Origin of the sequence: Pseudomonas sp. LH21 (assembly GCF_036549575.1) — a bacterium.
Taxonomy (GTDB): domain Bacteria; phylum Pseudomonadota; class Gammaproteobacteria; order Pseudomonadales; family Pseudomonadaceae; genus Aquipseudomonas; species Aquipseudomonas peradeniyensis.
The window spans coordinates 4,076,900-4,097,956 of the sequence record NZ_CP144367.1; the positions used below are offsets into that span (position 1 = coordinate 4,076,900).

25 protein-coding genes are annotated in these 21,057 nt (G+C 59.3%); 7 read left to right on the plus strand and 18 right to left on the minus strand.

The genetic code is table 11. The features are described 5' to 3' along the window. Positions 1–13: 13 nt before the first annotated feature. Positions 14–589 (minus strand): hypothetical protein, encoded by a 576-nt coding sequence (locus tag VUG52_RS18485; RefSeq protein WP_050704875.1) that lies wholly within the window; start codon positions 587–589, stop codon positions 14–16. Positions 590–688: 99 nt separating this feature from the next. After that, on the minus strand, positions 689–1,501 hold the full coding sequence (locus tag VUG52_RS18490; RefSeq protein WP_050704874.1) for an aminoglycoside phosphotransferase family protein: 813 nt from the start codon (positions 1,499–1,501) through the stop codon (positions 689–691). 77 nt (positions 1,502–1,578) lie between these two features. Here VUG52_RS18490 and VUG52_RS18495 point away from each other — a divergent pair, with 77 nt between their 5' ends. Continuing rightward, on the plus strand, positions 1,579–2,229 hold the full coding sequence (locus VUG52_RS18495; RefSeq protein WP_052896393.1) for a hypothetical protein: 651 nt from the start codon (positions 1,579–1,581) through the stop codon (positions 2,227–2,229). 34 nt (positions 2,230–2,263) lie between these two features. On the opposite strand, the gene VUG52_RS18500 is transcribed toward VUG52_RS18495, so the two are convergent. Further along, on the minus strand, positions 2,264–2,671 hold the full coding sequence (locus tag VUG52_RS18500; protein WP_050704873.1) for a hypothetical protein: 408 nt from the start codon (positions 2,669–2,671) through the stop codon (positions 2,264–2,266). Positions 2,672–3,107: 436 nt separating this feature from the next. Between VUG52_RS18500 and VUG52_RS18505 the strand changes: the two genes are divergently transcribed. Then, on the plus strand, positions 3,108–3,350 hold the full coding sequence (locus VUG52_RS18505) for a hypothetical protein (RefSeq protein WP_050704872.1): 243 nt from the start codon (positions 3,108–3,110) through the stop codon (positions 3,348–3,350). A 152-nt stretch (positions 3,351–3,502) separates the two neighbouring features. Then, entirely contained in the window at positions 3,503–3,766 is a 264-nt protein-coding gene (locus VUG52_RS18510; protein ID WP_050704871.1) for a DUF3077 domain-containing protein, read from the plus strand. Between the two features lie 98 nt (positions 3,767–3,864). Here VUG52_RS18510 and VUG52_RS18515 read toward each other — a convergent pair whose 3' ends face one another. Then, the gene (locus tag VUG52_RS18515; protein ID WP_050704870.1) at positions 3,865–4,596 is read right to left on the minus strand and encodes a hypothetical protein; all 732 of its coding nucleotides are present in this window, start codon (positions 4,594–4,596) and stop codon (positions 3,865–3,867) included. Positions 4,597–5,178: 582 nt separating this feature from the next. On the opposite strand from VUG52_RS18515, the gene VUG52_RS18520 reads away from it, so the two are divergent. The 3 genes from VUG52_RS18520 to VUG52_RS18525 all read left to right on the plus strand — a co-directional run bounded on the left by VUG52_RS18520 (position 5,179) and on the right by VUG52_RS18525 (position 8,139). Beyond that, entirely contained in the window at positions 5,179–5,622 is a 444-nt protein-coding gene (locus VUG52_RS18520) for a hypothetical protein (RefSeq protein WP_262974287.1), read from the plus strand. Positions 5,623–7,171: 1,549 nt separating this feature from the next. Next, entirely contained in the window at positions 7,172–7,522 is a 351-nt protein-coding gene (locus VUG52_RS27305) for an STAS-like domain-containing protein (RefSeq protein WP_442964595.1), read from the plus strand. After that, the gene (locus VUG52_RS18525) at positions 7,522–8,139 is read left to right on the plus strand and encodes a hypothetical protein (protein ID WP_331831855.1); all 618 of its coding nucleotides are present in this window, start codon (positions 7,522–7,524) and stop codon (positions 8,137–8,139) included. The genes VUG52_RS27305 and VUG52_RS18525 overlap by 1 nt, the downstream gene beginning before the upstream one ends. 265 nt (positions 8,140–8,404) lie before the next feature. Here VUG52_RS18525 and VUG52_RS18530 read toward each other — a convergent pair whose 3' ends face one another. From VUG52_RS18530 to VUG52_RS18540, 3 genes are all read right to left on the minus strand, one after another. Then, positions 8,405–9,121 (minus strand): hypothetical protein, encoded by a 717-nt coding sequence (locus tag VUG52_RS18530; RefSeq protein ID WP_331831856.1) that lies wholly within the window; start codon positions 9,119–9,121, stop codon positions 8,405–8,407. A 158-nt stretch (positions 9,122–9,279) separates the two neighbouring features. After that, positions 9,280–10,557 carry a translesion error-prone DNA polymerase V subunit UmuC gene (gene umuC / locus VUG52_RS18535; RefSeq protein WP_331831857.1) on the minus strand — a complete coding sequence of 426 codons (1,278 nt, stop codon included), beginning with the start codon at positions 10,555–10,557 and terminating at the stop codon, positions 9,280–9,282. Beyond that, the gene (locus VUG52_RS18540) at positions 10,547–10,975 is read right to left on the minus strand and encodes a LexA family protein (protein ID WP_331831858.1); all 429 of its coding nucleotides are present in this window, start codon (positions 10,973–10,975) and stop codon (positions 10,547–10,549) included. The genes umuC and VUG52_RS18540 overlap by 11 nt, the downstream gene beginning before the upstream one ends. 107 nt (positions 10,976–11,082) lie before the next feature. On the opposite strand from VUG52_RS18540, the gene VUG52_RS18545 reads away from it, so the two are divergent. Further along, entirely contained in the window at positions 11,083–11,748 is a 666-nt protein-coding gene (locus VUG52_RS18545) for an SOS response-associated peptidase (protein ID WP_331833177.1), read from the plus strand. Here VUG52_RS18545 and VUG52_RS18550 read toward each other — a convergent pair. The 11 genes from VUG52_RS18550 to VUG52_RS18600 form a co-directional block, all read right to left on the minus strand. Beyond that, positions 11,742–11,930, minus strand: a complete 189-nt coding sequence (locus tag VUG52_RS18550; RefSeq protein WP_084941429.1) for a hypothetical protein — start codon at positions 11,928–11,930, stop codon at positions 11,742–11,744. The two genes, VUG52_RS18545 and VUG52_RS18550, sit on opposite strands and share 7 nt — an antisense overlap. An 83-nt stretch (positions 11,931–12,013) precedes the next feature. After that, positions 12,014–12,808, minus strand: coding sequence for a DNA adenine methylase (locus tag VUG52_RS18555; protein WP_331831859.1), 795 nt, complete (start codon positions 12,806–12,808; stop codon positions 12,014–12,016). A gap of 151 nt (positions 12,809–12,959) precedes the next feature. Then, positions 12,960–13,502, minus strand: a complete 543-nt coding sequence (locus tag VUG52_RS18560; RefSeq protein WP_331831860.1) for a lysis system i-spanin subunit Rz — start codon at positions 13,500–13,502, stop codon at positions 12,960–12,962. Beyond that, positions 13,502–14,053: a glycoside hydrolase family 19 protein gene (locus tag VUG52_RS18565; protein WP_331831861.1), complete on the minus strand. Its 552-nt coding sequence runs from the start codon at positions 14,051–14,053 to the stop codon at positions 13,502–13,504. Before VUG52_RS18565 ends, VUG52_RS18560 begins: the two co-directional genes overlap by 1 nt. 23 nt (positions 14,054–14,076) lie before the next feature. Continuing rightward, on the minus strand, positions 14,077–15,135 hold the full coding sequence (locus VUG52_RS18570; RefSeq protein ID WP_331831862.1) for a phage late control D family protein: 1,059 nt from the start codon (positions 15,133–15,135) through the stop codon (positions 14,077–14,079). 57 nt (positions 15,136–15,192) lie between these two features. Further along, complete coding sequence (locus VUG52_RS18575) at positions 15,193–15,399, minus strand: tail protein X (protein WP_046856344.1); 207 nt, start codon at positions 15,397–15,399, stop codon at positions 15,193–15,195. Continuing rightward, entirely contained in the window at positions 15,374–16,216 is an 843-nt protein-coding gene (locus VUG52_RS18580; RefSeq protein WP_331831863.1) for a phage tail protein, read from the minus strand. The genes VUG52_RS18575 and VUG52_RS18580 overlap by 26 nt, the downstream gene beginning before the upstream one ends. Before the next feature lie 9 nt (positions 16,217–16,225). Continuing rightward, positions 16,226–18,832, minus strand: a complete 2,607-nt coding sequence (locus VUG52_RS18585) for a phage tail tape measure protein (protein WP_331831864.1) — start codon at positions 18,830–18,832, stop codon at positions 16,226–16,228. Between the two features lie 131 nt (positions 18,833–18,963). Then, on the minus strand, positions 18,964–19,260 hold the full coding sequence (locus VUG52_RS18590; protein ID WP_046856347.1) for a phage tail assembly protein: 297 nt from the start codon (positions 19,258–19,260) through the stop codon (positions 18,964–18,966). Between the two features lie 27 nt (positions 19,261–19,287). Continuing rightward, positions 19,288–19,797, minus strand: coding sequence for a phage major tail tube protein (locus VUG52_RS18595; protein ID WP_331831865.1), 510 nt, complete (start codon positions 19,795–19,797; stop codon positions 19,288–19,290). 12 nt (positions 19,798–19,809) lie between these two features. Continuing rightward, a complete protein-coding gene (locus VUG52_RS18600; RefSeq protein WP_331831866.1) occupies positions 19,810–20,976 on the minus strand; it encodes a phage tail sheath family protein in 1,167 nt (388 codons plus the stop codon). Positions 20,977–21,057: the final 81 nt, after the last annotated feature.

Here is a 21,057-nt window from a genome sequence, read left to right on the forward strand (position 1 = left end):
ACGTTGCCCTCGATCAGAACAGCCCGCCCATGGTCAACGTCAAGCCGCCACCAGCCTGCACCCCGATGTTGAATCCGGCGGAGAAGATCACACCCTTTGCCGAGCGCAGAAGACGCGGCAGGGTGTCCTGTGGCAGAAGCGCACCACCCGCCCCCACTGCGGCGGTGCTCATGATCAGCAATTTGGGGTCCAGACCGAACAGCACGCCCGACCCGCTGCCACCACCGACCAGGCCCAGCCCGCCTTCGAGGAACACGCATCCACCTTTGAAATCGTCGCGGACCAGGCCACGGCCAGCGACCGAGTCAGCCACCAGCACCGTGCCGATCGCCGGGAAGTCTTCGTTCGCGCCCACCGCGCCGACGCTCTTGCCACGTACCAGCAAGTTGATCTTGCCGACCCGCGGCAGGCGCGCGCCGACGCCCACCCCGATCCCGAGCGAGCCGTAGCGAAACTGTTGTTCGGCCTTGTCGGGATCGGTCAGGGTGAGCAGACCGCCGCTGGCGGCGGCGAACATCACCGTCAGACCACCACCGCTGGCCGTCTTGTATTTCCAGTCGCTGACACTCAGGGGTAATGTGACTTGCATGTGAACCTCCTTGTATTGGCAATACCATCCGGCGCTGGCGAATGCGTATGCCCGGACCGCCAGCAGCATAGCAACTCGTTTATTTTTTGAGGCACCGGCTCAATCAGAAATCTGGACGCCGCAGTCGAGCGCCGAAGCTGCCAGCTTGGCCATCTCAAGCCTGCTGTCCGGCTCGATACCGTCCTCTATCATCCAGGTCGCTGACAACCCTGCCCATGCCAGCACCCATTGCAAAAGCCTGCGACGATCAATACCGGCAGCAGCCGAGATAATCGCTATCCGACGTGCAAAGACCCCCGGTGCCAGCGCGCTCGCATCGTCCGGGTTGCAGAGGATGTTGGCGTAATCGAAGCCGCGCTCGCCGTACAACCCTTTGGGATCGATGGCGAGCCATCCAGCCGACCCGAAATCCAGCACGTTGCCGTGATGGATATCACCGTGCAGCACCACCACATCCTGCGGTTCGGCCAAAAGCGCCCTCGCCGCCCTGGCACTGTGTTCCAACACCCCGCCGTGAGTCGCCGCCGCACTCCACAACGCTTCGAACCATTGCGCCAGCGGAACCAGCGCAGGCATTGGCTCAGCGCGTGGGGCGTGTAGGCGGGCTACCACCGCGCAGAGGATGCGTGTGGCCTGGTCATCCCGGCCATCGGCAGCCATCTGCGCCAATGATGCCGAGCCTTGCGCCCGCTTCATCAACAACGCTTCGCAGTCGTGAGCCAGCACCGGAGCCGCACCATCACCGCCCCACCAGGCCATGAGCTGGTTGCCGGCCTGCTCTTCAGGTGATTGCGCGATTTTCAGCATGGCGGGTGTATCGCCCTGGCGAACCGGGAGAAGATGGCCGTTCAACGACTCGAACGCGTCCCCGTCGAGGGTCAGCCCCCATCGTTTCAGGTAGTGGTCAAACATGGTTTCATTACTCGCGATTCACTTGTGAACGGGGCTCGATGAGCCGGTGAACATCCATCGATGCCGTTCATTCGGAAATGACTATCCTGACGCGACGATTACCCGAGTACCAGCAGATGCTATCCGCACACCAAGCCAGCGCCATCGTCCTCAACTTTCTTAAAGACGTCATCCGAGATGGCCGCCCGGAACGGTTCGTCATTCAGTCCTGTGAACTCACCGCGAAGGGTGACTACTGGGTAGTTCGTTGCAACAGCGAGGGCTGCGTGGTGCATGGCAAGACCGAGTATTGCTATGTCGGCGTCAACGCCCATCTGGTCGATGTGAACAGCGGCGCGCTCGAAACGGTCGCCAACTGCTTCACTATCGAGGAGTACCTGCAGGACAAGGATGACCTCCATGCCGCAGCGGGCAAAACCTATGTGCTGGCGCCTTCGTTTACTCGTGAGAGCAGAACGGCGGTGATCAATCTGCGACAGAAGCTCGCCTACTCCTATCCCGACACCCTGTTCCTTCTGAAGGGGGCAGGCCGGCTGTGGTTCAAGGGTATCCGCCGGCAACTTGAAGATGCCCGGCAATTGCTCGCCATCGAAGGTATCACGACACAGATCGAGCTACATGCCGACCCACTGGACGCCATCCTGATCGGGCCGCAAATCTGGTACACCGAGGCGGTATTCAATGCGCTTCGCAGGAAGCCACTTCACCATGGCGAAGCTACTGAATGATGTTTTGTTCGATATAACCTGCCCTGCAACTGCCTCAACGGGAGAGGTCTGCCAGTAACGTCTTGACCGCCTCAGGCCCCATGGCACTCAAAACCTGCGTGGCGGCCTCGCGCATCGGTTGCCAGTGGCCACGCTGAAAGATCGACCGATCATGGCAAGGCAGGTCGCCGTCGCCCATCGACGCATAGAGCGCCCATACGCGGTTCAATGGCGCCGCAATCGAATCAGGCAAGGCATTACCGACGACCTGAAGCGCGTCCTGTACATGACGCATCCTGGCGTTCCACACCTCGCAGGCCAAGCAACCCGGCAGCGCTTGCTCCTGCTGTGTTGCGGTCATGGCAACGAACTCCAGCGCCGGAATCAAACGTGCTATCGCGTCGACAGACTCCAGTTCGTCTGCGCCATACCACTGGCAAATCAGGTCGACAAAATCAGGCATCTCGCTGGCCTTTGAGGTTGAGGTGCATCAGCAGGAACACGGGTGTTCGGCATGGAACACCACCTTACATGCGATGTACACCCATTGCCCAAGCCCTTTGCCAGTCACAACTTATAGAACGCTCAGAAAGACAGCGAGAATCAGATTAAGCCCCTTCCTTGTAGTCCATTTCCCAAACATACTGCTGCCGCCTTTTTTCCGTTGCGACTGCTCTGATCGGGCTCTAGTCTCGGGCGAGTCGCTGGTGTTCAGCGACCGGCTTTGACAGGCCGCAACGGTATTAAGCATACGGCTAGCCTTCGATGGTGGCTGTACGTGCGGGCACGCTTGCGTGCGCCGGAACTTTGCTTATTCCGCCGGTCTGTCAACCCACGTACAGCTGCCACCCTACTGTTTGACAGCAGGCAGGTGGCAGCCCTTCGAAAGGAATAAGTACATGCTCAAGATCGTCCCCGACCCACCCCACAACCACCACTCCCTCGAAGACACCCTCATCCAGGCCACCGAGTACGCCCTGTGTGCATTGACCGTGGCCCATCATGCCGTACAGCTAAAACCCAGGTCGCCCGCCGCGATCCTGATGATGGCGTCGATGCATGAGATGGAGTCGCTGCGTGTGTTGCTCGAAGCGGCATTGATCCAGGTGCAGATGCCAGCACAGGCGCCGACATTGCACTAGACAGCAAGGCATGTGTTGCCTGGTCGGGCCCTTTCGCGGGTAAACCCGCTCCCACAGGATCACCTGTGCCTTGGAGCCAGCGCTGTACCTGTGGGAGCGGGTTTACCCGCGAAGAGGTCCGCACAGGCACCGACCATCTCAGGGAGAGAATCATGATTACAGACGACACCCCCACCACTGTCGGCAAGACCAAGTTCTACCAGGGCGAAGGCCAGACCGACCCACTGTTCTGCATCGAACCCGGTATCCCTTGCCAGCACGCCCGCGACCAGGCCTCGGAACTGATGGGCTGCGTACGCGACCTGACCATCACCGGGATCATGGAGGAGAAACCGCAGATGCTCTGGGCGGCGTACTACCTGAGCGCGTTGGCCAAGGCGCTGATGGATGATGCGGAACTGGGCATGAGCCACTGAAGCGGGAGAAGACTTGGGCTTACCTTGCAACAGGTAAGCCCTCTCAAAATAAAAGAGCCACGCACTGCGTGGCTCTTTTATTTCAGCTTGCCACCCTCTTAAAGTGATTGCAGAGAAATACTAGCGCTCGTAGAGTCTTGCTGACTATCAGCATCCATCCAGACCCACTGCGTACCGTCGCCTTGCAAGTTATTACTCACACTTTGAATCTGAGTCGCAACAATGGTGACGGCTCCTTGTTCCGAAGCCGTAGGCCCAATATTGGTGACTTGACCAGACAGCAGGCCATTGGAGGTTTCATTAACAACAAACACAGTAGCAGCCGCTTCCCGGAACTGGCACGAGATAAACTGAGTAATTTTGCTAACGATGGTCAGATTCATCCACTTTGACGGAGGCACCGAATAATAGCGATTATATTTGTTGAACGGATACTGCTCACCATTAGCCTGCAGCTGATTATTGTTCAGCCCGCTTGTATTGGTCGGCATGCTGGTACTGCCCAGCCACAGTTCGACCTGTGCGATGCCACTGTTGCTGGGCAGCGAAACCGAAATGGTCTGGGTGTCGGTACCCGAAACAAAGCCCATCGAGGCCAAGCCGGCATTGGCAGTGGTGCCTGGAACAGTAATGCGTGCAGGGGGTTGGCTATTGCTCCATACCACATTGACAGTGGCATTGTTGTCACTACCCGCAGAGTTATAGATGAAAATCCCGTAAATCTGGCCAGGGCGCAACGTCGTGCAGGTAGCCGTATCACCCGGAGTCAAAGTGATCCGTTGGCCACCGTTCCAGTTTATTTGTGAGGCTGCGATAGCGAAGCTTTCCATGGGATAGTCCTTTAGTAGATGCAGCATGATAGACGCGCGTACGTCCCTAACATCCGTTGCGCGACTACGAGCTTAGCCATCACAAAAAAATATGCTACGGAGTGCTTAGAATCATTGGGAATTAGTGAGTAGTGGCTAAAAGCTATTCACCCCTCAATTAAAACTTAAGTAACAATCACACTAAAGCAATAGCCAGAATAGCACTTTCTACAACAGGCTGAAATCCATTACCTTTCAGCACCCGCTGAAGATATTAGGCCTGCTGGCTTTCACGATAGAAATTTGCGCGATAGCAGTTGAACGCTTTATTCGAACTCCCGTCCCACCCTCCCGATTGTCCCAGCATCATCGAAAAACCGTAATGCTGAAGATCCTCCCCCGCCCACCCCACAGCACCCCCTCTGTGAGAGCGAGCGGGCTGGGGTAGCGCTCAGTCTCCAGGCGCTACACGATTTCAAAGCTGGGCCTGAATAACAGGCGTTGCCATGGGGAGCACGCACTCCGTCGGACCATGAGAACTAAAAGTACGGCCCTGGGTCTGATTTGCACCCCAAACCCTCGCCCCTCGGAGGCGTACAGACCATGAAACATAAACTGGTGGCCATCTTCGCTTGTACATTGGCGCTTGGCGCTACTGCGTTGTTGCCTGCGGATGTCTCACCCATTGGCTCAGCCTATGCCAAAGGCGGTGGCGGTGGCGGTGGCGGTGGCGGTGGCGGTGGCGGTCATGGTGGTGGGAACGGTGGCGGCCACGGCGGCGGCATGGGTGGACACGAGGGTGGTCGTTCCGGCTTTGGTGGTGATCACGCAGGCAAGGCCAGTCGCGATCACGGCGTCAGCGGCAACCGATACGGCAGCCTGCGCAATGATGACAATGGCCATGGTTCCGTTACCTCTGGCGTAGCCCACTCCAAGGATACCCGCGGCCTGTCCAAATCCACCGCCGTCTCGCAGACAACCCCTGGGGATCATAACCAGAAGGGCCTGAGCAACGCGGTCCGGTCTTCGTCCAAGAACGATCGGTAAGCTGAGAGATCCACGATTCCATGCCCAGCCTCGTGCTGGGCTTTTTGCATTAGCTTCAGAGCATTCCTGGCCTGGAGGCGCCCAGCCGGGTAGCGCTTGGAATGTTGAAGCAGGGCCGGGCCCTGTTCGCCGGCAGCCCGGCTCCTAAGGAGGACGGGAATAACGCCCTGCGTACCAGCCGGTACCTTATCGCCAATCGGACCGGACGAGTCCCGCCATGCTTGGTGAACTGGGGGCCATCAACCTTTCCATCGCTTGCCAGCGGGACCCACCGCCTGGCTTCGCTGAGTTCGTGTCCCAGACTTATGCAATCTCAAGCCGCTTCCTCCTTGCGCACCTAGCCATCACGCCGCTTCTCCGTGGCACCGATGATGGATTGGGCACATTCTTTCTGAGCGTCAAGAGTTATGCAGCCTCTAGGGCAGCCTTCTTTCCACACGTACCATTTTTGTACCAATGTGCCTTCCTGGCCTGCGGCTCCAATTTTTTGGGCTGGTGTTTTTGCACAAAATACTGTATAAAAATACAGTCATGGAGAGCTTTCTCACATTGCGCTCTCCAATCACCATGGGCCCAAGCTGGAGACATCCCTGACAGGAAGGTGATAAATTGCTTACTGGAGCCAAACGGTTGATGAAGCGCTGAACACAGAGGGAGCTTCGCAGTGCAGACCATAAGTGTGCCTACCCTGAACGATGGGCAGTATGACTTCTTAAGATTATTTCAGATTTGGGAATCGGTAAGCAGGTGCCCTGCAGGGACACGATTCAACTTTTCTCATTGTAATTTTTTACGGCCAAACGCCGTAGCGTTCTTGGGTGGACTCACCAGGCTGGCTCAACACCACAATATACCTGTCCAGATTGAATGGAATACCATTTCACCAGCGGTACTAGCTAATCTGTGCCAAAACGGATTCGCTTTGAGCTTTGGCTATCCTTCACCGGGATGGAATGGAAACTCTATTCCTTATAGAGAGGACCGGCATTCGGCGCCGAACCCTGTCCTGGACTATTTAACTGACTTATGGCTTGGTCGCGGATGGGTACATGTCAGCCCTCGTCTAAGTGATGCGATAGTGGGTAAAGTCTGGGAAATTTATGCCAACTCTTTCGAGCACAGCATATCAGCCGTTGGAGTATATAGCTGCGGTCAGTATTACAACGCAATGAACCAGCTCGTCCTATCGGTCGTTGATTTCGGAGTAGGCATACCCTCCAAAATACGCCAATACCTTCAAAGTGATCCTCGCGCTCAAAACCTTCTATCAAGCTCCTGCCTCGAATGGGCCTTTCAAAGTGGAAACACAACTAGCACTCAACTTGGGGTCGCTAGAGGCCTTGGGCTTGACCTCTTGAAAGAGTTTGTACGAATCAACGCTGGATCACTTGAAATCTACAGCAACAATGGTTACGCGATAGTCGATCGAAACGGCGAGCGATACCAAGATCTCAACGGCGGCTTTTCGGGTACCGCAGTTCAAATAAAGCTTAACTGCGACGAAACCCTTTATCATTTCCGTGGCGAACTTTAGCCACTAGGAGAAAGAATGCGAATTCAAATCATTGAAACTTTTGGCCCAAGATGCATAACCGACGCAGATGGGCAAAAGCTCCACGACGAAGTTCTACCACACCTTCGAGAAAATACGGACGTTTATCTTGATTTCACCGACGTAAGGCAGTTCGCTTCGCCATTTTTCAACTACTCCGTGGGACAGTTACTAAATGACGTAACCGAAGACGAACTTCGAAAATTCTTACACCTCGAAGGACTGAACGAAACAGGTCGCTCAGTTGTAGAGAGAGTTATTTCAAATGCCTCCAAGAACAAATCCAACAATGACTACCGAAGGATAGTAGATTCGATCCTGGAGCAACAATCGCGAGGGGATGATTAATGGCGATCAACTTGACAGTCAATGCAAGCGTCGTTGATATATCGAGTGACAATCCAAAGCCCGGTGATAGCTTCCTCATTGACACTAATGTCTGGTACTGGATGACGTACTCTCGCGCCAGTCAGTGCGGAGCGCGTCCTTACCAAGTGAGTAGCTACCCAACCTACACAGCTAAAGCCCTGCAAACCAATTCGAAGATTTTTCAATCAGGCTTCAGCATTGCAGAACTCTCTCACATAATAGAGAAGGCAGAGCGCGAGATTTATAATGCAACAAACACTCCGGTTGGAACGAAAGAATTCAGACACAACTTCCCGGCAGAAAGATCAAATGTTTGCGCAGAGATTGACTCAGCTTGCCAACAGGTCCTCTCATTAGCCGACCCTCTTGAATCAGCTGTTAACAACGACCTTTCAAATGCCGCCTTGAAACGCTTGACTTCTAACATTGTGGATGGATACGACCTCTTCATCTTAGAGTCCATGACAACTCAAGGCATTACTCAAGTAATTACGGACGATGGCGACTTTGCCACTGTACCTGGAATCACTGTCTTTACCGCAAACCGTAATGTACTAGCGGCAGCTAAATCTCAAGGCAAACTCATTGTCAGATAATCATCCTTATAGTTCTACACGCATCGATTGCACTAGTGTATTGATAAGATAAAACGCCCAAGCCCCAACGCAATGGGCTTGGGTGATTTCTTGGATCCGTGGGCATTTCCAATAAATCAACCACGTCATCATTTTCTAAAACTGCCCACAGTGCAAAGATGGGGCGACTGATAAAACCACCCCTACATACCTAGACTCTACTTTATATAGCGCCAGCGGACCAGGCGAGCGTCTTTACCCATAGATCCCCTGAACTTTATTTTACTCAAAAAGAGTCACTTCTAAGTTCCACTCCGTAAGATTTAGCTATAACTCCCATTTTCTCCTCAATCTCAGCATACTGTTTTTCCGTTCTCATACGAGCAAAGTCTGCCCTCAGGAGATACAGCTGTTCCTGATTAACATAAGGGGAAATTATATTCAAATTTGCATGAAACAAACGCCACACCAAAACTGACTGACTCATAGACGAATAAGCTACATAAGCCGCAATTATGAAAGCCAAGACACTAAGCCTTGCACTAAACAAAAGCCCCCGCAAAATTATTTTTACTCTAGCACTAACCTCACCATACTCACGATCTCGTGCCCATACATCCTCACCGCTCTTGTCGCGACCAATAATTCTGTAAACTATACGCTCCCCCCAAACCTGCATGAATCCTACATACAGACCCATGATAGCCAACATATAAAGCAATAACGTCACTCCAGCCATCGGCGTTGGATCTAAGGCCGCATTGCTAAATACTGAATCTCTAAGTTTCTGGGAGCCAAAAGTAAAAAAATCAAACAAGTACCTCGACGCGACGTTAAAGCCTGGCTTAACTATAGCATCGTAAATCGCCGAACATACAACCCCTACAATTATCACCCCAACAACTGTAATAGGGGCTTTACTTTTCAATACTTTAGAAATCATTCCTATAAACTCACATTGGACATTGAACGTCGCACTCATTTTGTCCCAAATCGGTGGCATTTCGCCACCCCTCATCACCAAAGTTTTCTACTTATCGCACCAGAAATTAACAAAACACCCTACGAGCGCTTGCAGGCTACGCCCCGCCCGCAAGACCTGGCTACTTGTCTAGGTGATACCCTTAAAATAATCGATCTAAACGGCATCGACGGGCCAGCTCACTGCGCATAGATAGTCCATAACTGGTCGAGCCTTGTGGTGTAAGACTGACTGATCATCTCACGACGCATCCCCCAATCGGGGGTGTGAGGGACGCTTCCAGCCCGCAACGTGCCTCTGCCATACCGGTCATTGATATCATCCAACACCGACATCAAGCGATTACACGTCGTCGGCTGCGAGGGCATAAACAGATCATCCGTGAACTCGCCAGGCTGCCGCAGATCCAGTAGCAGCACCTCGGCCTTGCTGTACCGGTGGCCGGCCTGGTAGATCCGCTCCACAGCCTCAGTTGCCGCCCCGATCAACAGCAAAGTGTCATTGGTGGGATAAGGCAGGTCGACCAAGGCCCCCTTAGCAAGGCGCGGCTCGTTGGGGTTGAACATGCCGGTGCGGATCGACACTCGCATGCGCTTGCATACCGAGCCCTGGGTACGCAGCTTCTCAGCCGCACGCGCCGTGTAGGTGGCCACCGCTTGCTTGATCGGTGCCAGCTCCGTCAGCCGCTTGCCAAACATTCGGCTGCAGCAGATCTCCTGCTTCGGTGGGTCAGCCTCATCCAGCTCGAGGCAAGGTGTACCGGCGAGCTCGCGCGCGGTCTTCTCCACCACCACGCTGAACTTGTCGCGCAGCATCCGTGGGTCTGCCTTCGCCAGGTCCATAGCCATGCGGATGCCCATCGCCTCGAGGTGCGCCGTCATCCGTCGGCCAATACCCCAAACCTCTTTCACCTCAGTATTGCGCAGTACCCAATCGCGCTTGAAATCGTCAGTGATATCGACCACCCCGCCCGTATGCACCTGCAGGCGCTTGGCCGTGTGGTTGGCGAGCTTTGCCAGGGTCTTGGTGCGGGCAATCCCCACACCCACTGGGATGCCGGTACAGCGCAACACCTTGGCGCGCATATCTCGACCGAACTGGGTCAGGCTCCCCTGCACGCCCGTGAGGTCAGCGAAACATTCGTCGATCGAGTAGACCTCAGCCGCAGGCACCATCGACTCGATCAACGACATGACCCGCTCGCTCATGTCGCCATACAGCGCATAGTTTGACGAGAACGCCACGATGCCATGCCGGCGCAGCTTCTCCTTGGCCTGGAAATAGGGCTCGCCCATCTTCACGTAGGGCTTGGCGTCGTATGACCTGGCGATCACACAGCCGTCATTGTTGCTCAGCACCACGATGGGCGTCTTGGCCAGATCGGGCCGGAACACGCGCTCGCAGCTCGCGTAGAACGAGTTGCAGTCGATCAGCGCGAACACCTGGTCACTGGGCATGATCGCGCACGCTGTAGCGAACCACACCCCAGATGAGCAGGTCGTCGCCTTCCATGACGTGCCGCGGTGGGTAGGCGGGATTCTCCGACTGAAGGATCAGCACGCCATCGCGCCGGTACAGGCGCTTGCAGACGGGCTCGGCGTTGATCGCGGCGATCACGATGTCGCCGTGCTCAGCCTCCTTGCTGCGGTCTACGATGAGAAGGTCGCCCGAGAAAATGCCGGCGCCCTGCATGCTGTCGCCCTCCACATGCACCAAGTACACGTGAGGAGCACGCAGGTCGAAAAGCTCGTCGAGGGAGATATGGCGCTCCAAGTGATCCGCCGCTGGCGAAGGGAATCCGGCCGGCACACGGAACGAGTACACCGGCAGCCGCGTAGGGCCGCCCGTCGGCGCGCCCAGGAAGGTGATGGTCATGGCAGATCAACTCAAATGAATATCTGTATATTCATACAGTAAACTGTTAGACCGTTCCTACGTCAATGCGCGGACGCGAGGCAGCCGACAAACGAGCGAGGTGGTTTATGTGCGGGAGGCTAAGTCAGTACAGCGGCATCCATGACTTCGTTGACACTCTGAGCATGCCGGAGGTCTGGCGAAACAACGTCAGCGACCAGCCTCTTGGCCGGTACAACGTCGCGCCAACGACGAATGTGGCGGTGCTTCGAGTAGATGACGCAGGCCCGCGCGCGGACCTGGTGCGGTGGGGGTGGCGGCCGCACTGGGCGGCCGACCGGGCGGCGCCGATCAACGCCAGGGTCGAAAAGGTGGCGCACGGCCCGTTCTTCCGCGCGATCTGGCCGCACCGGGCAATCGTACCGGTGGACGGCTGGTATGAATGGGTGGATGAAGGAGGACCGAAAAAGCAACCCTACTTCATCCACCGACGAGATGGACGCCCTGCCCTATGCGCTTCCATAGGTCAGTTCGCAGGCAACGAGCACGATGGGTTCGTCATCATCACCGCCGACGCACAGGGCGGGATGGTCGACATGCATGATCGGCGACCAGTCGTACTGTCGCCCGATCTGGCTATCGAATGGGTTGCGGCCGGCATGCCCAGCGAGCACGCTGAACAGCTGGTGCTCAACCTGGGCGAGCCGGCCGAGGCCTTCGAGTGGTACCGCGTAGGAACTGCCGTGGGCAACGTGCGGAACCAGGGGCCAGCTCTAATCGAGCCGGCTCAGTGACGAATCAGGGCTTGATGGCCAAGCGCATACAACTGGTAGTCGGAGACCGCCTTAAATGAGGACTCTGCTATCAATCGCAGGCGCTCAACCTCCTCTGCCGGCGCTCCCGAGTCCTGCGCCCTGTGGTAAGCGCGCATGTCCTCAAGAGCCACATTCATCAGCGGCTCACCTGCCTGGATCATTCCTTCGATGGTTCGCTTCACGACACTGCCCTGATGTTTAGATTAGGGCAGTATAAAGTGCCAGCCAGAGATACGCGCAGGCCTCAGAACAGCTGTCCCAACCGTTCCGGCTCCCAGTTCATGATCACCAGCTCACCAGTGACATCGGCCTTGCCCTGCCGCTGGTTGGTGTTGCTGTAGCGGATGTCCAGGCACTCGAAGCGGAAACCGTCGAAGGCTCGCCGGATGTCCGGGTGATCGTTGATGCTGACCATCACCCTACCCTTGCAACGCCGCATGAAGTCGGCCATGCGCTCGTACTCCTCGAACGGGAAGTCGACGCCGTAGCCGGCGGTCTGCCAGTAAGGCGGGTCCATGTAGAAGAACGTGTGCGCTCGATCGTAGCGCTCGGCGCAATCGAGCCAGGACAGGTTCTCGACATAGGTGCCGGCCAGGCGCTGCCATGCGGCCGAGAGATTCTCCTCGATGCGCAGCAGGTTGATGGCAGGTCCCGTGGTGGCGGTACCGAACGTCTGCCCGGTGACCTTGCCGCCGAAGGCGTGCTGCTGCAGGTAGAAGAAACGGGCTGCACGCTGGATGTCGGTCAGCGTCTCAGGGCGGGTCATCTTCTGCCACTCGAAGATCTGGCGCGAACTGAGCGCCCACTTGAATTGGCGGACGAACTCCTCGAGGTGGTTCTGCACTACCCGGTAGAGCGTCACCAGGTCGCCGTTGAGGTCGTTGAGCACCTCCACCGGAGCGGCCTGGGGACGCATGAAGTACAACGCGGCACCGCCGGCGAAGACTTCGACATAGCATTCATGAGGGGGAAAGAGTGGGATCAAGCGGTCGGCCAGGCGGCGCTTGCCGCCCATCCAGGGAATGATTGGAGAGGTCATTGATTGCAAGTCTTTACTGTATGGATAAACAGGTGTTAGGCTCGCCGCGCTTTGTGCACAAGGCAGGGGCCACGGCTGGACTTGCAGGAAGGGTCTGCGGGTTCGGCGGGCCGGGCTGGATGTTGGCGCATCCACCCGGCCCGCCTCTTTACTACTTCGTGACTTCGCGCACGTAGGCCTGACAGGCCTTCAGCGCGATCAGTCCTCGATCGCCTTCGCCGGTGATGGCGATAATTCGTCGAGCATGCGCTGGGTCAAGTTGGGCGCGTAAGGCTCCATCCACCACTCCTCCGGTGCCGGCGGGCGCTCGCCCCCCACTGCCACAACCCTGGGCGGCAACGGATCCGGCGTCGACCAGGACTGACAACCGCAGATCAGCAGTAGCAAGCCGGTCGCGCAGGCGAGCCTGAGCTTGTTGAGCATCGTTCATCTCCTTCCAGTGGGTTTTGTCTTGGGCCTGCAGGCGATCCTCCAGGGCACGCCTTGCTACCTGCAGCTGCTCGAGCTGGTCGAGCGCTGCCACCGCAACCACCTCCCGCTCTCGGCTATGCTCCAGGTCCTTTGCCGCAAGCTGCTGCTCATAGCCCGCCGCCTGCGTGGCCAGCTCGTTGGCCTGCCACAACCAAGCAAGCCGTCCGCCGACCACGGCCCCGAACACCAGAGCCAGCAGCGCAAGCCGCGATTCCAGGCCCATCAGATCAGCACCTCCTCGGCACGCTCGTAGATCTCCAAGCGATCAGCCTGCCCGTTGAGCCCGCCGTTGATGCGTCGCGTGATGGCTTCGAACGCCGACGGCCCCTTGTCGGCCAGCGAGTTAAGCCCCGCCTGGTGCCAGAACCACCCGGCCGAGTCTGCGGCATGCTCAGGGCGCTCGAGGAGTTCGGGGTGGGCCAATAGGTCCAGGCCCAGCGCCTCGCCACATCGCTTGTAGTTGGCGCGCCCGGTGATCTGAATCAGGCCACGGCCACAGTACTTTTGGCCGTCGCCGTCGGCCTCGGGCGTGTTGCCCAGTCGGGCGGCGAGCTTGCCGGTGTCGTACTTCGACAGGTACTGATCGCCGCCCAGCTCGCGAACGTAGCGCAGCTGGCCCGACTCATGGCCGACCTGGGCGAGCCACGCACGCTTGCGCAACGGGGTGACAATGCCCCACTTCACCATCGCCGCATTCAAGACAGGAAGAAAAACGCCGGCTTGAGTGCCGGCGTTGGGGAGGATCTGCTGCAGCTGCTTGAGGGTGACTGTCATCTTGAATCTCCTGTTGTGGCCGCTCAGGCCGGGTTGACCGCGACCACCTTCAGTGGCTGGTCGGATTTCTTTTTCTTGCCCTTGCCTTTGGCCTTGGCCTTGCCCTTCTTGCCGCCGTTGCACTCCACCGCGGTCGACCAGCCAGAGGCATCGAACGTCTGCTCGACGCTGTCGACCAGGTACTGCCCGTCCAGCCCATCCTTGAAGCCCTTGGCATTGATCACCCGTTCAGCGAACAGATCGGTTCGTCCGGCCATCTGCAGGCGCACGCCGGCCGTGCTGCGGTTGAATGCCGCGAGCTTGGCTTTGGCAGCCTGCAGGGCTGCCGACTTGTTCGGATAGATGTGGCGATCGGTGTGCACGCCCGGCAGGCCGGAGGGGGCGTCGTCGTTGCTCAGCTCGATGACGGCCAGTTCTCCAGTCTTCTTGTCCTGGTGCGTGGTCTTCACGGCCGCCTGCGCGTTGCGATCGCCGAGCCGGAACTGCCACCGGCTCACATCTGCCGGGGTGATTGTGACCGTGCCAAAGGCCTTGCCGCTGGCACTCAGGCTGGCTTCACGGGGCATGACCAGCAGCTTTCCGTCGGCCACTTTCGCCGTGCAGTCGTACTGCTTGGCCAGGCGGGTGATGAAGTTGAAGTCGGATTCTTTGCGCTGGTCGACGCGATCGACCTTCGTCTGCACCGGACAGACCGGTGTCCAGCCGTTGCGGGCGGCGATGTCGCGGACGATCTGCGACAGGGGCACGCCTTCCCAACTGCCACTGCGCGTGGTCTTGCCGGTGCCGCGCATGTCGCTGGCCTTGCCGCGGATCACCATGGTGCGTGGCGGCGCCGAGACCTCGATCTCGTCGACGGTGTAGCGGCCCAGACGAGCCAGCGGCTGGCCAATGTAGCCTAGGTGGACCTCGATCCGGGCGCCCCTGGCAGGCAAAGCCACCGCCGCGTCGCGGTCATCGATCCGCAGCTCGAACTCGTCGGAGTCCATGCCGGGCTTGTCGGTGGTTCTCAGCAGGATCAGCCGGTCGTTGATCAGCATCGTGATGTCCCTGCCATCAGCGACGATGCGGAAAGTGGGTTGCATAGGCACTCCAGAATGAAAGAGCCCCGCACTGGGCGGGGCTCGGTGTGTGGCGGTGGGTCACCCCCACAGCTCGATTGTCTCGATCGACGGCGCTGCCAGCTCGGGCAGCACGATGATGACCCCGGCGCGGTAGGGCTGCGGCTCATCCGCCAACCCAGGGTTCTCCTGCAGCACCAGTTCGACGGTGCCGTTGAGGTGGCCGTAATGCTGGTAGCACAGCGTGTCCAGCAGATCCCCGTCAGACGTTCTGCATGTCGTTGCCATACTTCACAAACTCCAGTGAGAAACCCTGCTTGCGCGGGATGCCGCCGGCCAGCAGCGCGCCCTGCTCTTCGTCCAAGTTGGTCAAGCACCAGGTGCCCAGCACGTCGCCGTAACCGGTCACCAGGCTGACCGGCTGTAGCCGGCGGACGATTGTGCGCAGCGCATCCAGCTGCTTGATCCCGCCCCTGCTGGTGAAGATCACTCCCTTGAGCGTGATCTTGTCCTCGCCCTGCCCGACCGCCTGCTGCGCAATATCCCGCGTGAGGCGCTCTTGGCCGGCCCAACGCGCCGACGTCTGCCGGCGGAGCTCGTCAAAGGCTGCGGTATCCAGGTTGAAGTAATACGGCTGCAGCTTGGCGTCGAGCGGCTGCAGGATCAGCAGGTGTGGGAATGGTTTGATTGCCTCGGCTGCCGGCGTGGCCAGCGGCGCAAGCGCACTGGTCGGCAGAATGTTGGCCAGCGTAGGGCTTGCCTGCCCAGCAATGCGGCTGATCGCCGCTGATGCCCTGCCGGCCTGTTCCTTCAGCGAGCCGATGCGGTCTTGCACCCCTGCCGCTCCGCTGACCACCTGGCTGTAGGTTGATGCCACCTGCCCCACCGTGGACTGGGCCGCATTGATGGCTCGCATCGTGCGCTGCAGCTTCTGGCCGAGGGCCGGGCCAAGGACTGGCAGGCTCTCCAGCTCCGAGGCGGCTCCGGTCATATCGCCGACGGCACCGGTCAGCGGTCCCAGCATACCGTCGAGGCTGGTGCGGCCAGCCTCCCCCGCCGCAATCAACGACGACAGCGTCGACTGCATGGACGCCATATAGGCCATGGCACCTCCTTAGACATGTGGTTGATCGAAGAGCTGACCAGAAGCCTGTCGCGCAAGGCTTTCCCGTGACCAGGTCTCCCAGCTGTTGCGGATCATCCCCTCGAGCGAGCGAAACACCTGCTGCGGATCCTTGACGTCGCCTTGAACGGTGATCGGCATGTTGGGCATGTAGGAGAACTGCTGGTCGACCTTGGGCGGGTCCGCTTTCGGCTTGGCCTGCTCGAGCGCCTGGGCCACGACGGGCGCCGTGGGAGCGGGTGCTGCGGCGGCGATCGACCGAGCCACATCACCAGGGACCGACTTATCCTTGTCCGCCTTCGCCACCTGCTCGTCCTCGCCGAACAGTTTCTTGCCCAGCCAGCCGCCCAGGCCCTCACCGCCAAGGCCGCCGATCGCGGCCCCGATAGCACCACCAATCGCCGTGCCCAACACGGGCACAACAGAACCGAGCGCCGCACCTGCAGCACCGCCCGCCAGCGCGCCGGCCAACCCGCCCGCCGCGCTGCCGTAGCCCTCGGCTTTCTCGTCCTGGGTTTTCGCGTTCATGGCCGTCTCGACCACGGTCATGCCCGCATCGAGCACCTTCCCGCCTGGGAGTTTGCCGACCACCTTCGACACCTTGCCGACTGCGCCCATCACCCGGCCTATCCGACCGACCTCGGCTGCAGCCGTCGCAGCGCCTGCGGCCGCCGCACCTGTCGCAGCCCCGGCTCGAGCGACTCGGCCGACAGCCCCCGTGGGAGCAGACCGACGCGGTGTAGCCCCGCCCCGGCCCCTGCGCTGCCGGCGACGCCGTCGACCACCTGGTTCACCCGCGTCGACCGATGAGCCAAACCCGCCAAGGTCCTTGGCGTTGACGACAAATACACGCTGCGGCTCGCTCCCGAGGCCGCCACGATCATCGTTCGCAGCACCCGCACCGAACACCTTGCCTAAGGCGCCGAGGCCTGCATCGACCATCGGGTTGCCCGTCTCCGACAGCTCTCCCTCACCACCGGCGCCACGCCCCATCCTGCGGCCCCGTGCGAGGTTGATCACCCCACGCCCAACCTTGATCGCACTGCGTGCCGTGAGGAACGCCATCACCGCCGCAGCGATGCCCGAGACGCCCAACACCAGCCCAGGCAGCTTGTCCGACAGATAGGTGATGCCATGAGCGACCTTGGTCAGCCCTGTGGCGAGAAGATCAGTGGCCGGGCGGATCGCATCGCCAATGCTGCGCATCGAGTCATCCACGGCCTGGCCCAACTCGCTCCACTGCTGCTTGGACGTTTCTCGACGCTCGGCCAGGTTCTTGTCGAGGATGCCCCCTACCTTTTTCGCATCAGCCGAATCGGCCTTGAGGGTGTTGTACAGCCCCCGGTTCTGCGCGTAGGCCGTGAGCGCTGCCTTGACCTGCATGTCGGCGAACACATCACCGGTACGCAGGCTTCTTTCCAGCGCCTCGAGCGACGCCTTGACCTTCTCCGGGTTAGCCTCCTTGTCGATGTTGGCCTGGGCGTCCTTCATCGCCTGGGCCTTCTTCGGGTCGGTCTTCTCGACGTACTGCATGGCCAGGCCCATGGACGCCTCAATGACGTTCATGCCCTTTTGCAGCCCGGTGTTCAGCGACTTCTGGTAGTCAATCCCGGCCTTTGCATAGTTCTTCTGGATATCACCGGCACCGATCTTCTCAATCCAGTTCTTAAAGTTGTTCGCCGCCTCATCGGCGCTGCCAGCGGTCTTCATCTGCACCTGCAGCATCGAGCCCAGTGAAGTGACCGCATCCAGCCCGGTGACGCCGTTCTTCTCCATCCCGGCCAACAGTTGCGGGAACCACTTGGCCATGTCGGACGCCTCGAAGCTGCCCGCCTGCCCCTGATACGCGATGGCCTCCAACGCCTGCTGCATGACCTTGGGATCGGTGATCTTGGCGTTCTGCTGCAGCGCCTGGATCATCGCCGCCGTGTCGACGCCCGAGGAGCCTTGGCCGACGGCGAATTTCGCCGCCGTCGGCGCATAGGCCATGGCCTTGTCCACCTCCATACCGGCGCCGACCAGCTGGTTGATCAGGTCCGCCACGTCGTTGCGCGACATCCCGGTATCGCGCGCAGTATCGATTACCGCCCGACTGAGCTGGGCCTCTTGCGGCTTGTTGACGATGTCCGACTTGATCGCGATGTCACGGATGATCGCTTGATAGTCCGCACTGATCTTCGTCGGGATCGCCGCCAGACCGGCGCCAACTACAGTGGCACCGATGTTGGACTTGAGCGACGACTTGCCCGCATCGATCTGTTGCCGGCCTTTCTGCTGCAGATCTGCAGCTTTCGCTTCACGCCCGAGTCGCTGGTACTCCTTGGACAGCCGGCCGACCTCGACGCCCTGTTTCTTCAGCGCATCGAGATTGCCCTCCAGGCGCCGCAGCAACCGGGAGGCCGCCGCCGCGCCGCTGTCGTGCGCCTTCTTCCATTCCTCCCGGAGCTTGATCGTTTCACCGATGGTGTTCTTCAACACCTTCGCGCGGCTGCCGCTCTCCTCGAGCTTCTTGATATGACCCTTGGCGGTACCGAATGCCGAACCAAGCGATGCGGCAACAGCCCCGCCGATTTCCAGCGCGATCGCCAGCTTTGCCATGCGCTACCCTCCTGCAGGCTCAATCCGTGAGCCACCAGACGATGTCCATCCAGGGCATCGCAGAGATCTCTGCCGCCGAGAAACCCAACTCCTTCGCCAGCCGCTTGGCCAGCTGCTTCTGAGATCGCGGGTCAAAGCTCGTCGTCTTGCACCAGGCGAAAATAGCCGGCCTGCAAACGGCTGTAGTCCTTCAGGGTCAGGCCTTCGAGGTCCTTCAGGCCGACCTCGGCCAGCGAGGCGAACAGGTTCAGTTCGCGTTGTTCATCATCACCATTGGTGAGCTGCTGTGCAGCACGAATGTCGCGCACCGTCGGCGCCCGCAGGTTCAGCTTGTCCACCTGCACGCCATTGCACTCCGCGGGCCTGCTCAAGGTGACGATGACGCGGTCGGTTTCAAGCTGCAGGTAAGCGGGGATCTTCTTGCTCATGAGGTGTTGTCCTTATCGGTGAGTACGTTAAAGGCCCAGGGCCTGGCGTTGCTGGGCGAGCTGGTCGACGCCGTCGATCACGCGCTTCATGCCCAGGGCATCGATCTCGTAAATCAGGCGCCCGTCGACCTCGAGCTTGTAGTAGGTCACCGCAACGTTGTGCTTGATCTCAGCCTTGTCGCCCGCCTTCCAGTCGCCCATGTCGACCTCCTTCAACGCGCCGCGCAGGGTAACGATCACCGGGGTGACCTTGCCCTTGAGGCCCTTGAAGGCGCCGCGGAACGTGCCGTTGAAGGCGGTGCCATCGGCCAGGCCAAAGAACTTCAACGACTCGCGCCGTACGCCGGTGGTGGTGAAGGCAGCCTCTTGTTTCTCCATGCCCTGTTCCATCTCGACAGGCATGTCCATACCGCCCGGGCGGTGCTCCTCCATTTTCAGGGTGAGCTTGGGCAGGGTCAGGCTGGGCACATCGCCCTGGAAGCTGACGCCATCGACGAACAGGTTTAGGTTGGCCAGTGTTTCGGGAATCATCGCCATGGGGGTCGCTCCTTATGCGTTGGCGTCGAGAACTTCGGTCAGCCACTGGTTGGTGACCTCGACGCGGAAGTTGGGGTTTTCGGCAGGCGGGACATCGGTGAAGCGGATGTTCCAGTACACCTTGCCCTGCTCCAGCTGGCTGGCAGTGTTCAGTTCGGGGTCGGCGAACACCTCGAAGTTGATGATTGCGCCCTGATTCTTCAGGTCGCGCATGAACGCCTGCAGGCCCTCGGTGACGTCCTTGACGTAGGTAGCCGTGATCGAGCGGTCCACGGCCCACTTGTGGCCGTAGAGGATCGCGTCCATGACGATGTCCATGGTGCGCACGCGGGTGACGAAGGCCCATTTCGGATCGCTCGACAGCGTACGGTTGCCCCACAGCCGGTAGCCGTCGTCGCGAATGATGGTGGCGATATTGGCGTTGTTCAGCAGGTTGGCGCGGCAGGTCTCGTCGCCGTCGAGGAACTCGATGGGCCGCGACGTACCGGTGATGCCGACGAACTCCTTGTTCGACGGCGAGGCCCAGAACCCATACTCGCGGTCGGTCCAGGCGAACAGGCCGGCCACCCAGGCCGAGCTGGGTGCGTCCACCGTGGCGCTCGCGTCGGTATCCCAGAACCGCACGCCCGGATCGACCAGGAACGCACGCTTGGCACCAAACTCGCCGGCATACGCGACAGCCGCTTCGTCAGTGGTGTTCGGCCCGTCGAGAATGGCGATACCGCGCAGCTTGTCGGCTAGGGCCACCAAAGCACTACCGACCGCCTGGGTCGCGCTGTGCTTGGGTGTCACCAGCAGCCGCGGCTGTGCGTTGAACCGGCTCTTGCCGTCGAGCAACGCCTGCAGGCCAGTGCGCTGGCCGCCCGCCTTGGTCCCGCCGATGATCGCCGAGGTCTGCTCAGCGGTGTCTTCAAGCTTTGCCACACCACAGGCGACGATGACCGCCTTGGCACGGGTGTAGATAGCGCGGCAGGCTTTGGTGATCGCCGCGCCTTCGCCGAATGCGGCGACCGCCTCACGCTCGCTGGTGATCATCACCAGGTCATTCGCTTTGGCCGTGCCATCGGGGCCGGGGGTGAAAGTGTCGACCAGGCCGATGATCGAGGAAGACGGCAGCGCGATGGTACGCGCGCCCGTATCGACGTTCGTTACGGTAACACCGTGGAAAAAGCCACTCATGTGAAGCCTCCAGAAATGCGAAGGCCCCGACAGTGCGGGGCCTCAAGGATTTACATCAGGAAAGAAAAAGCCCCAGCAATG

Excerpts from the sequence above, each read along its gene's own strand:
- VUG52_RS18485 (WP_050704875.1), bottom strand. The coding sequence starts at position 589 with ATGCAAGTCACATTACCCCTGAGTGTCAGCGACTGGAAATACAAGACG.
- VUG52_RS18490 (WP_050704874.1), bottom strand. The coding sequence starts at position 1,501 with ATGTTTGACCACTACCTGAAACGATGGGGGCTGACCCTCGACGGGGAC.
- VUG52_RS18495 (WP_052896393.1), top strand. The coding sequence starts at position 1,579 with ATGACTATCCTGACGCGACGATTACCCGAGTACCAGCAGATGCTATCC.
- VUG52_RS18500 (WP_050704873.1), bottom strand. The coding sequence starts at position 2,671 with ATGCCTGATTTTGTCGACCTGATTTGCCAGTGGTATGGCGCAGACGAA.
- VUG52_RS18505 (WP_050704872.1), top strand. The coding sequence starts at position 3,108 with ATGCTCAAGATCGTCCCCGACCCACCCCACAACCACCACTCCCTCGAA.
- VUG52_RS18510 (WP_050704871.1), top strand. The coding sequence starts at position 3,503 with ATGATTACAGACGACACCCCCACCACTGTCGGCAAGACCAAGTTCTAC.
- VUG52_RS18515 (WP_050704870.1), bottom strand. The coding sequence starts at position 4,596 with ATGGAAAGCTTCGCTATCGCAGCCTCACAAATAAACTGGAACGGTGGC.
- VUG52_RS18520 (WP_262974287.1), top strand. The coding sequence starts at position 5,179 with ATGAAACATAAACTGGTGGCCATCTTCGCTTGTACATTGGCGCTTGGC.
- VUG52_RS27305 (WP_442964595.1), top strand. The coding sequence starts at position 7,172 with ATGCGAATTCAAATCATTGAAACTTTTGGCCCAAGATGCATAACCGAC.
- VUG52_RS18525 (WP_331831855.1), top strand. The coding sequence starts at position 7,522 with ATGGCGATCAACTTGACAGTCAATGCAAGCGTCGTTGATATATCGAGT.
- VUG52_RS18530 (WP_331831856.1), bottom strand. The coding sequence starts at position 9,121 with ATGCCACCGATTTGGGACAAAATGAGTGCGACGTTCAATGTCCAATGT.
- umuC (WP_331831857.1), bottom strand. The coding sequence starts at position 10,557 with ATGCCCAGTGACCAGGTGTTCGCGCTGATCGACTGCAACTCGTTCTAC.
- VUG52_RS18540 (WP_331831858.1), bottom strand. The coding sequence starts at position 10,975 with ATGACCATCACCTTCCTGGGCGCGCCGACGGGCGGCCCTACGCGGCTG.
- VUG52_RS18545 (WP_331833177.1), top strand. The coding sequence starts at position 11,083 with ATGTGCGGGAGGCTAAGTCAGTACAGCGGCATCCATGACTTCGTTGAC.
- VUG52_RS18550 (WP_084941429.1), bottom strand. The coding sequence starts at position 11,930 with ATGATCCAGGCAGGTGAGCCGCTGATGAATGTGGCTCTTGAGGACATG.
- VUG52_RS18555 (WP_331831859.1), bottom strand. The coding sequence starts at position 12,808 with ATGACCTCTCCAATCATTCCCTGGATGGGCGGCAAGCGCCGCCTGGCC.
- VUG52_RS18560 (WP_331831860.1), bottom strand. The coding sequence starts at position 13,502 with ATGGGCCTGGAATCGCGGCTTGCGCTGCTGGCTCTGGTGTTCGGGGCC.
- VUG52_RS18565 (WP_331831861.1), bottom strand. The coding sequence starts at position 14,053 with ATGACAGTCACCCTCAAGCAGCTGCAGCAGATCCTCCCCAACGCCGGC.
- VUG52_RS18570 (WP_331831862.1), bottom strand. The coding sequence starts at position 15,135 with ATGCAACCCACTTTCCGCATCGTCGCTGATGGCAGGGACATCACGATG.
- VUG52_RS18575 (WP_046856344.1), bottom strand. The coding sequence starts at position 15,399 with ATGGCAACGACATGCAGAACGTCTGACGGGGATCTGCTGGACACGCTG.
- VUG52_RS18580 (WP_331831863.1), bottom strand. The coding sequence starts at position 16,216 with ATGGCCTATATGGCGTCCATGCAGTCGACGCTGTCGTCGTTGATTGCG.
- VUG52_RS18585 (WP_331831864.1), bottom strand. The coding sequence starts at position 18,832 with ATGGCAAAGCTGGCGATCGCGCTGGAAATCGGCGGGGCTGTTGCCGCA.
- VUG52_RS18590 (WP_046856347.1), bottom strand. The coding sequence starts at position 19,260 with ATGAGCAAGAAGATCCCCGCTTACCTGCAGCTTGAAACCGACCGCGTC.
- VUG52_RS18595 (WP_331831865.1), bottom strand. The coding sequence starts at position 19,797 with ATGGCGATGATTCCCGAAACACTGGCCAACCTAAACCTGTTCGTCGAT.
- VUG52_RS18600 (WP_331831866.1), bottom strand. The coding sequence starts at position 20,976 with ATGAGTGGCTTTTTCCACGGTGTTACCGTAACGAACGTCGATACGGGC.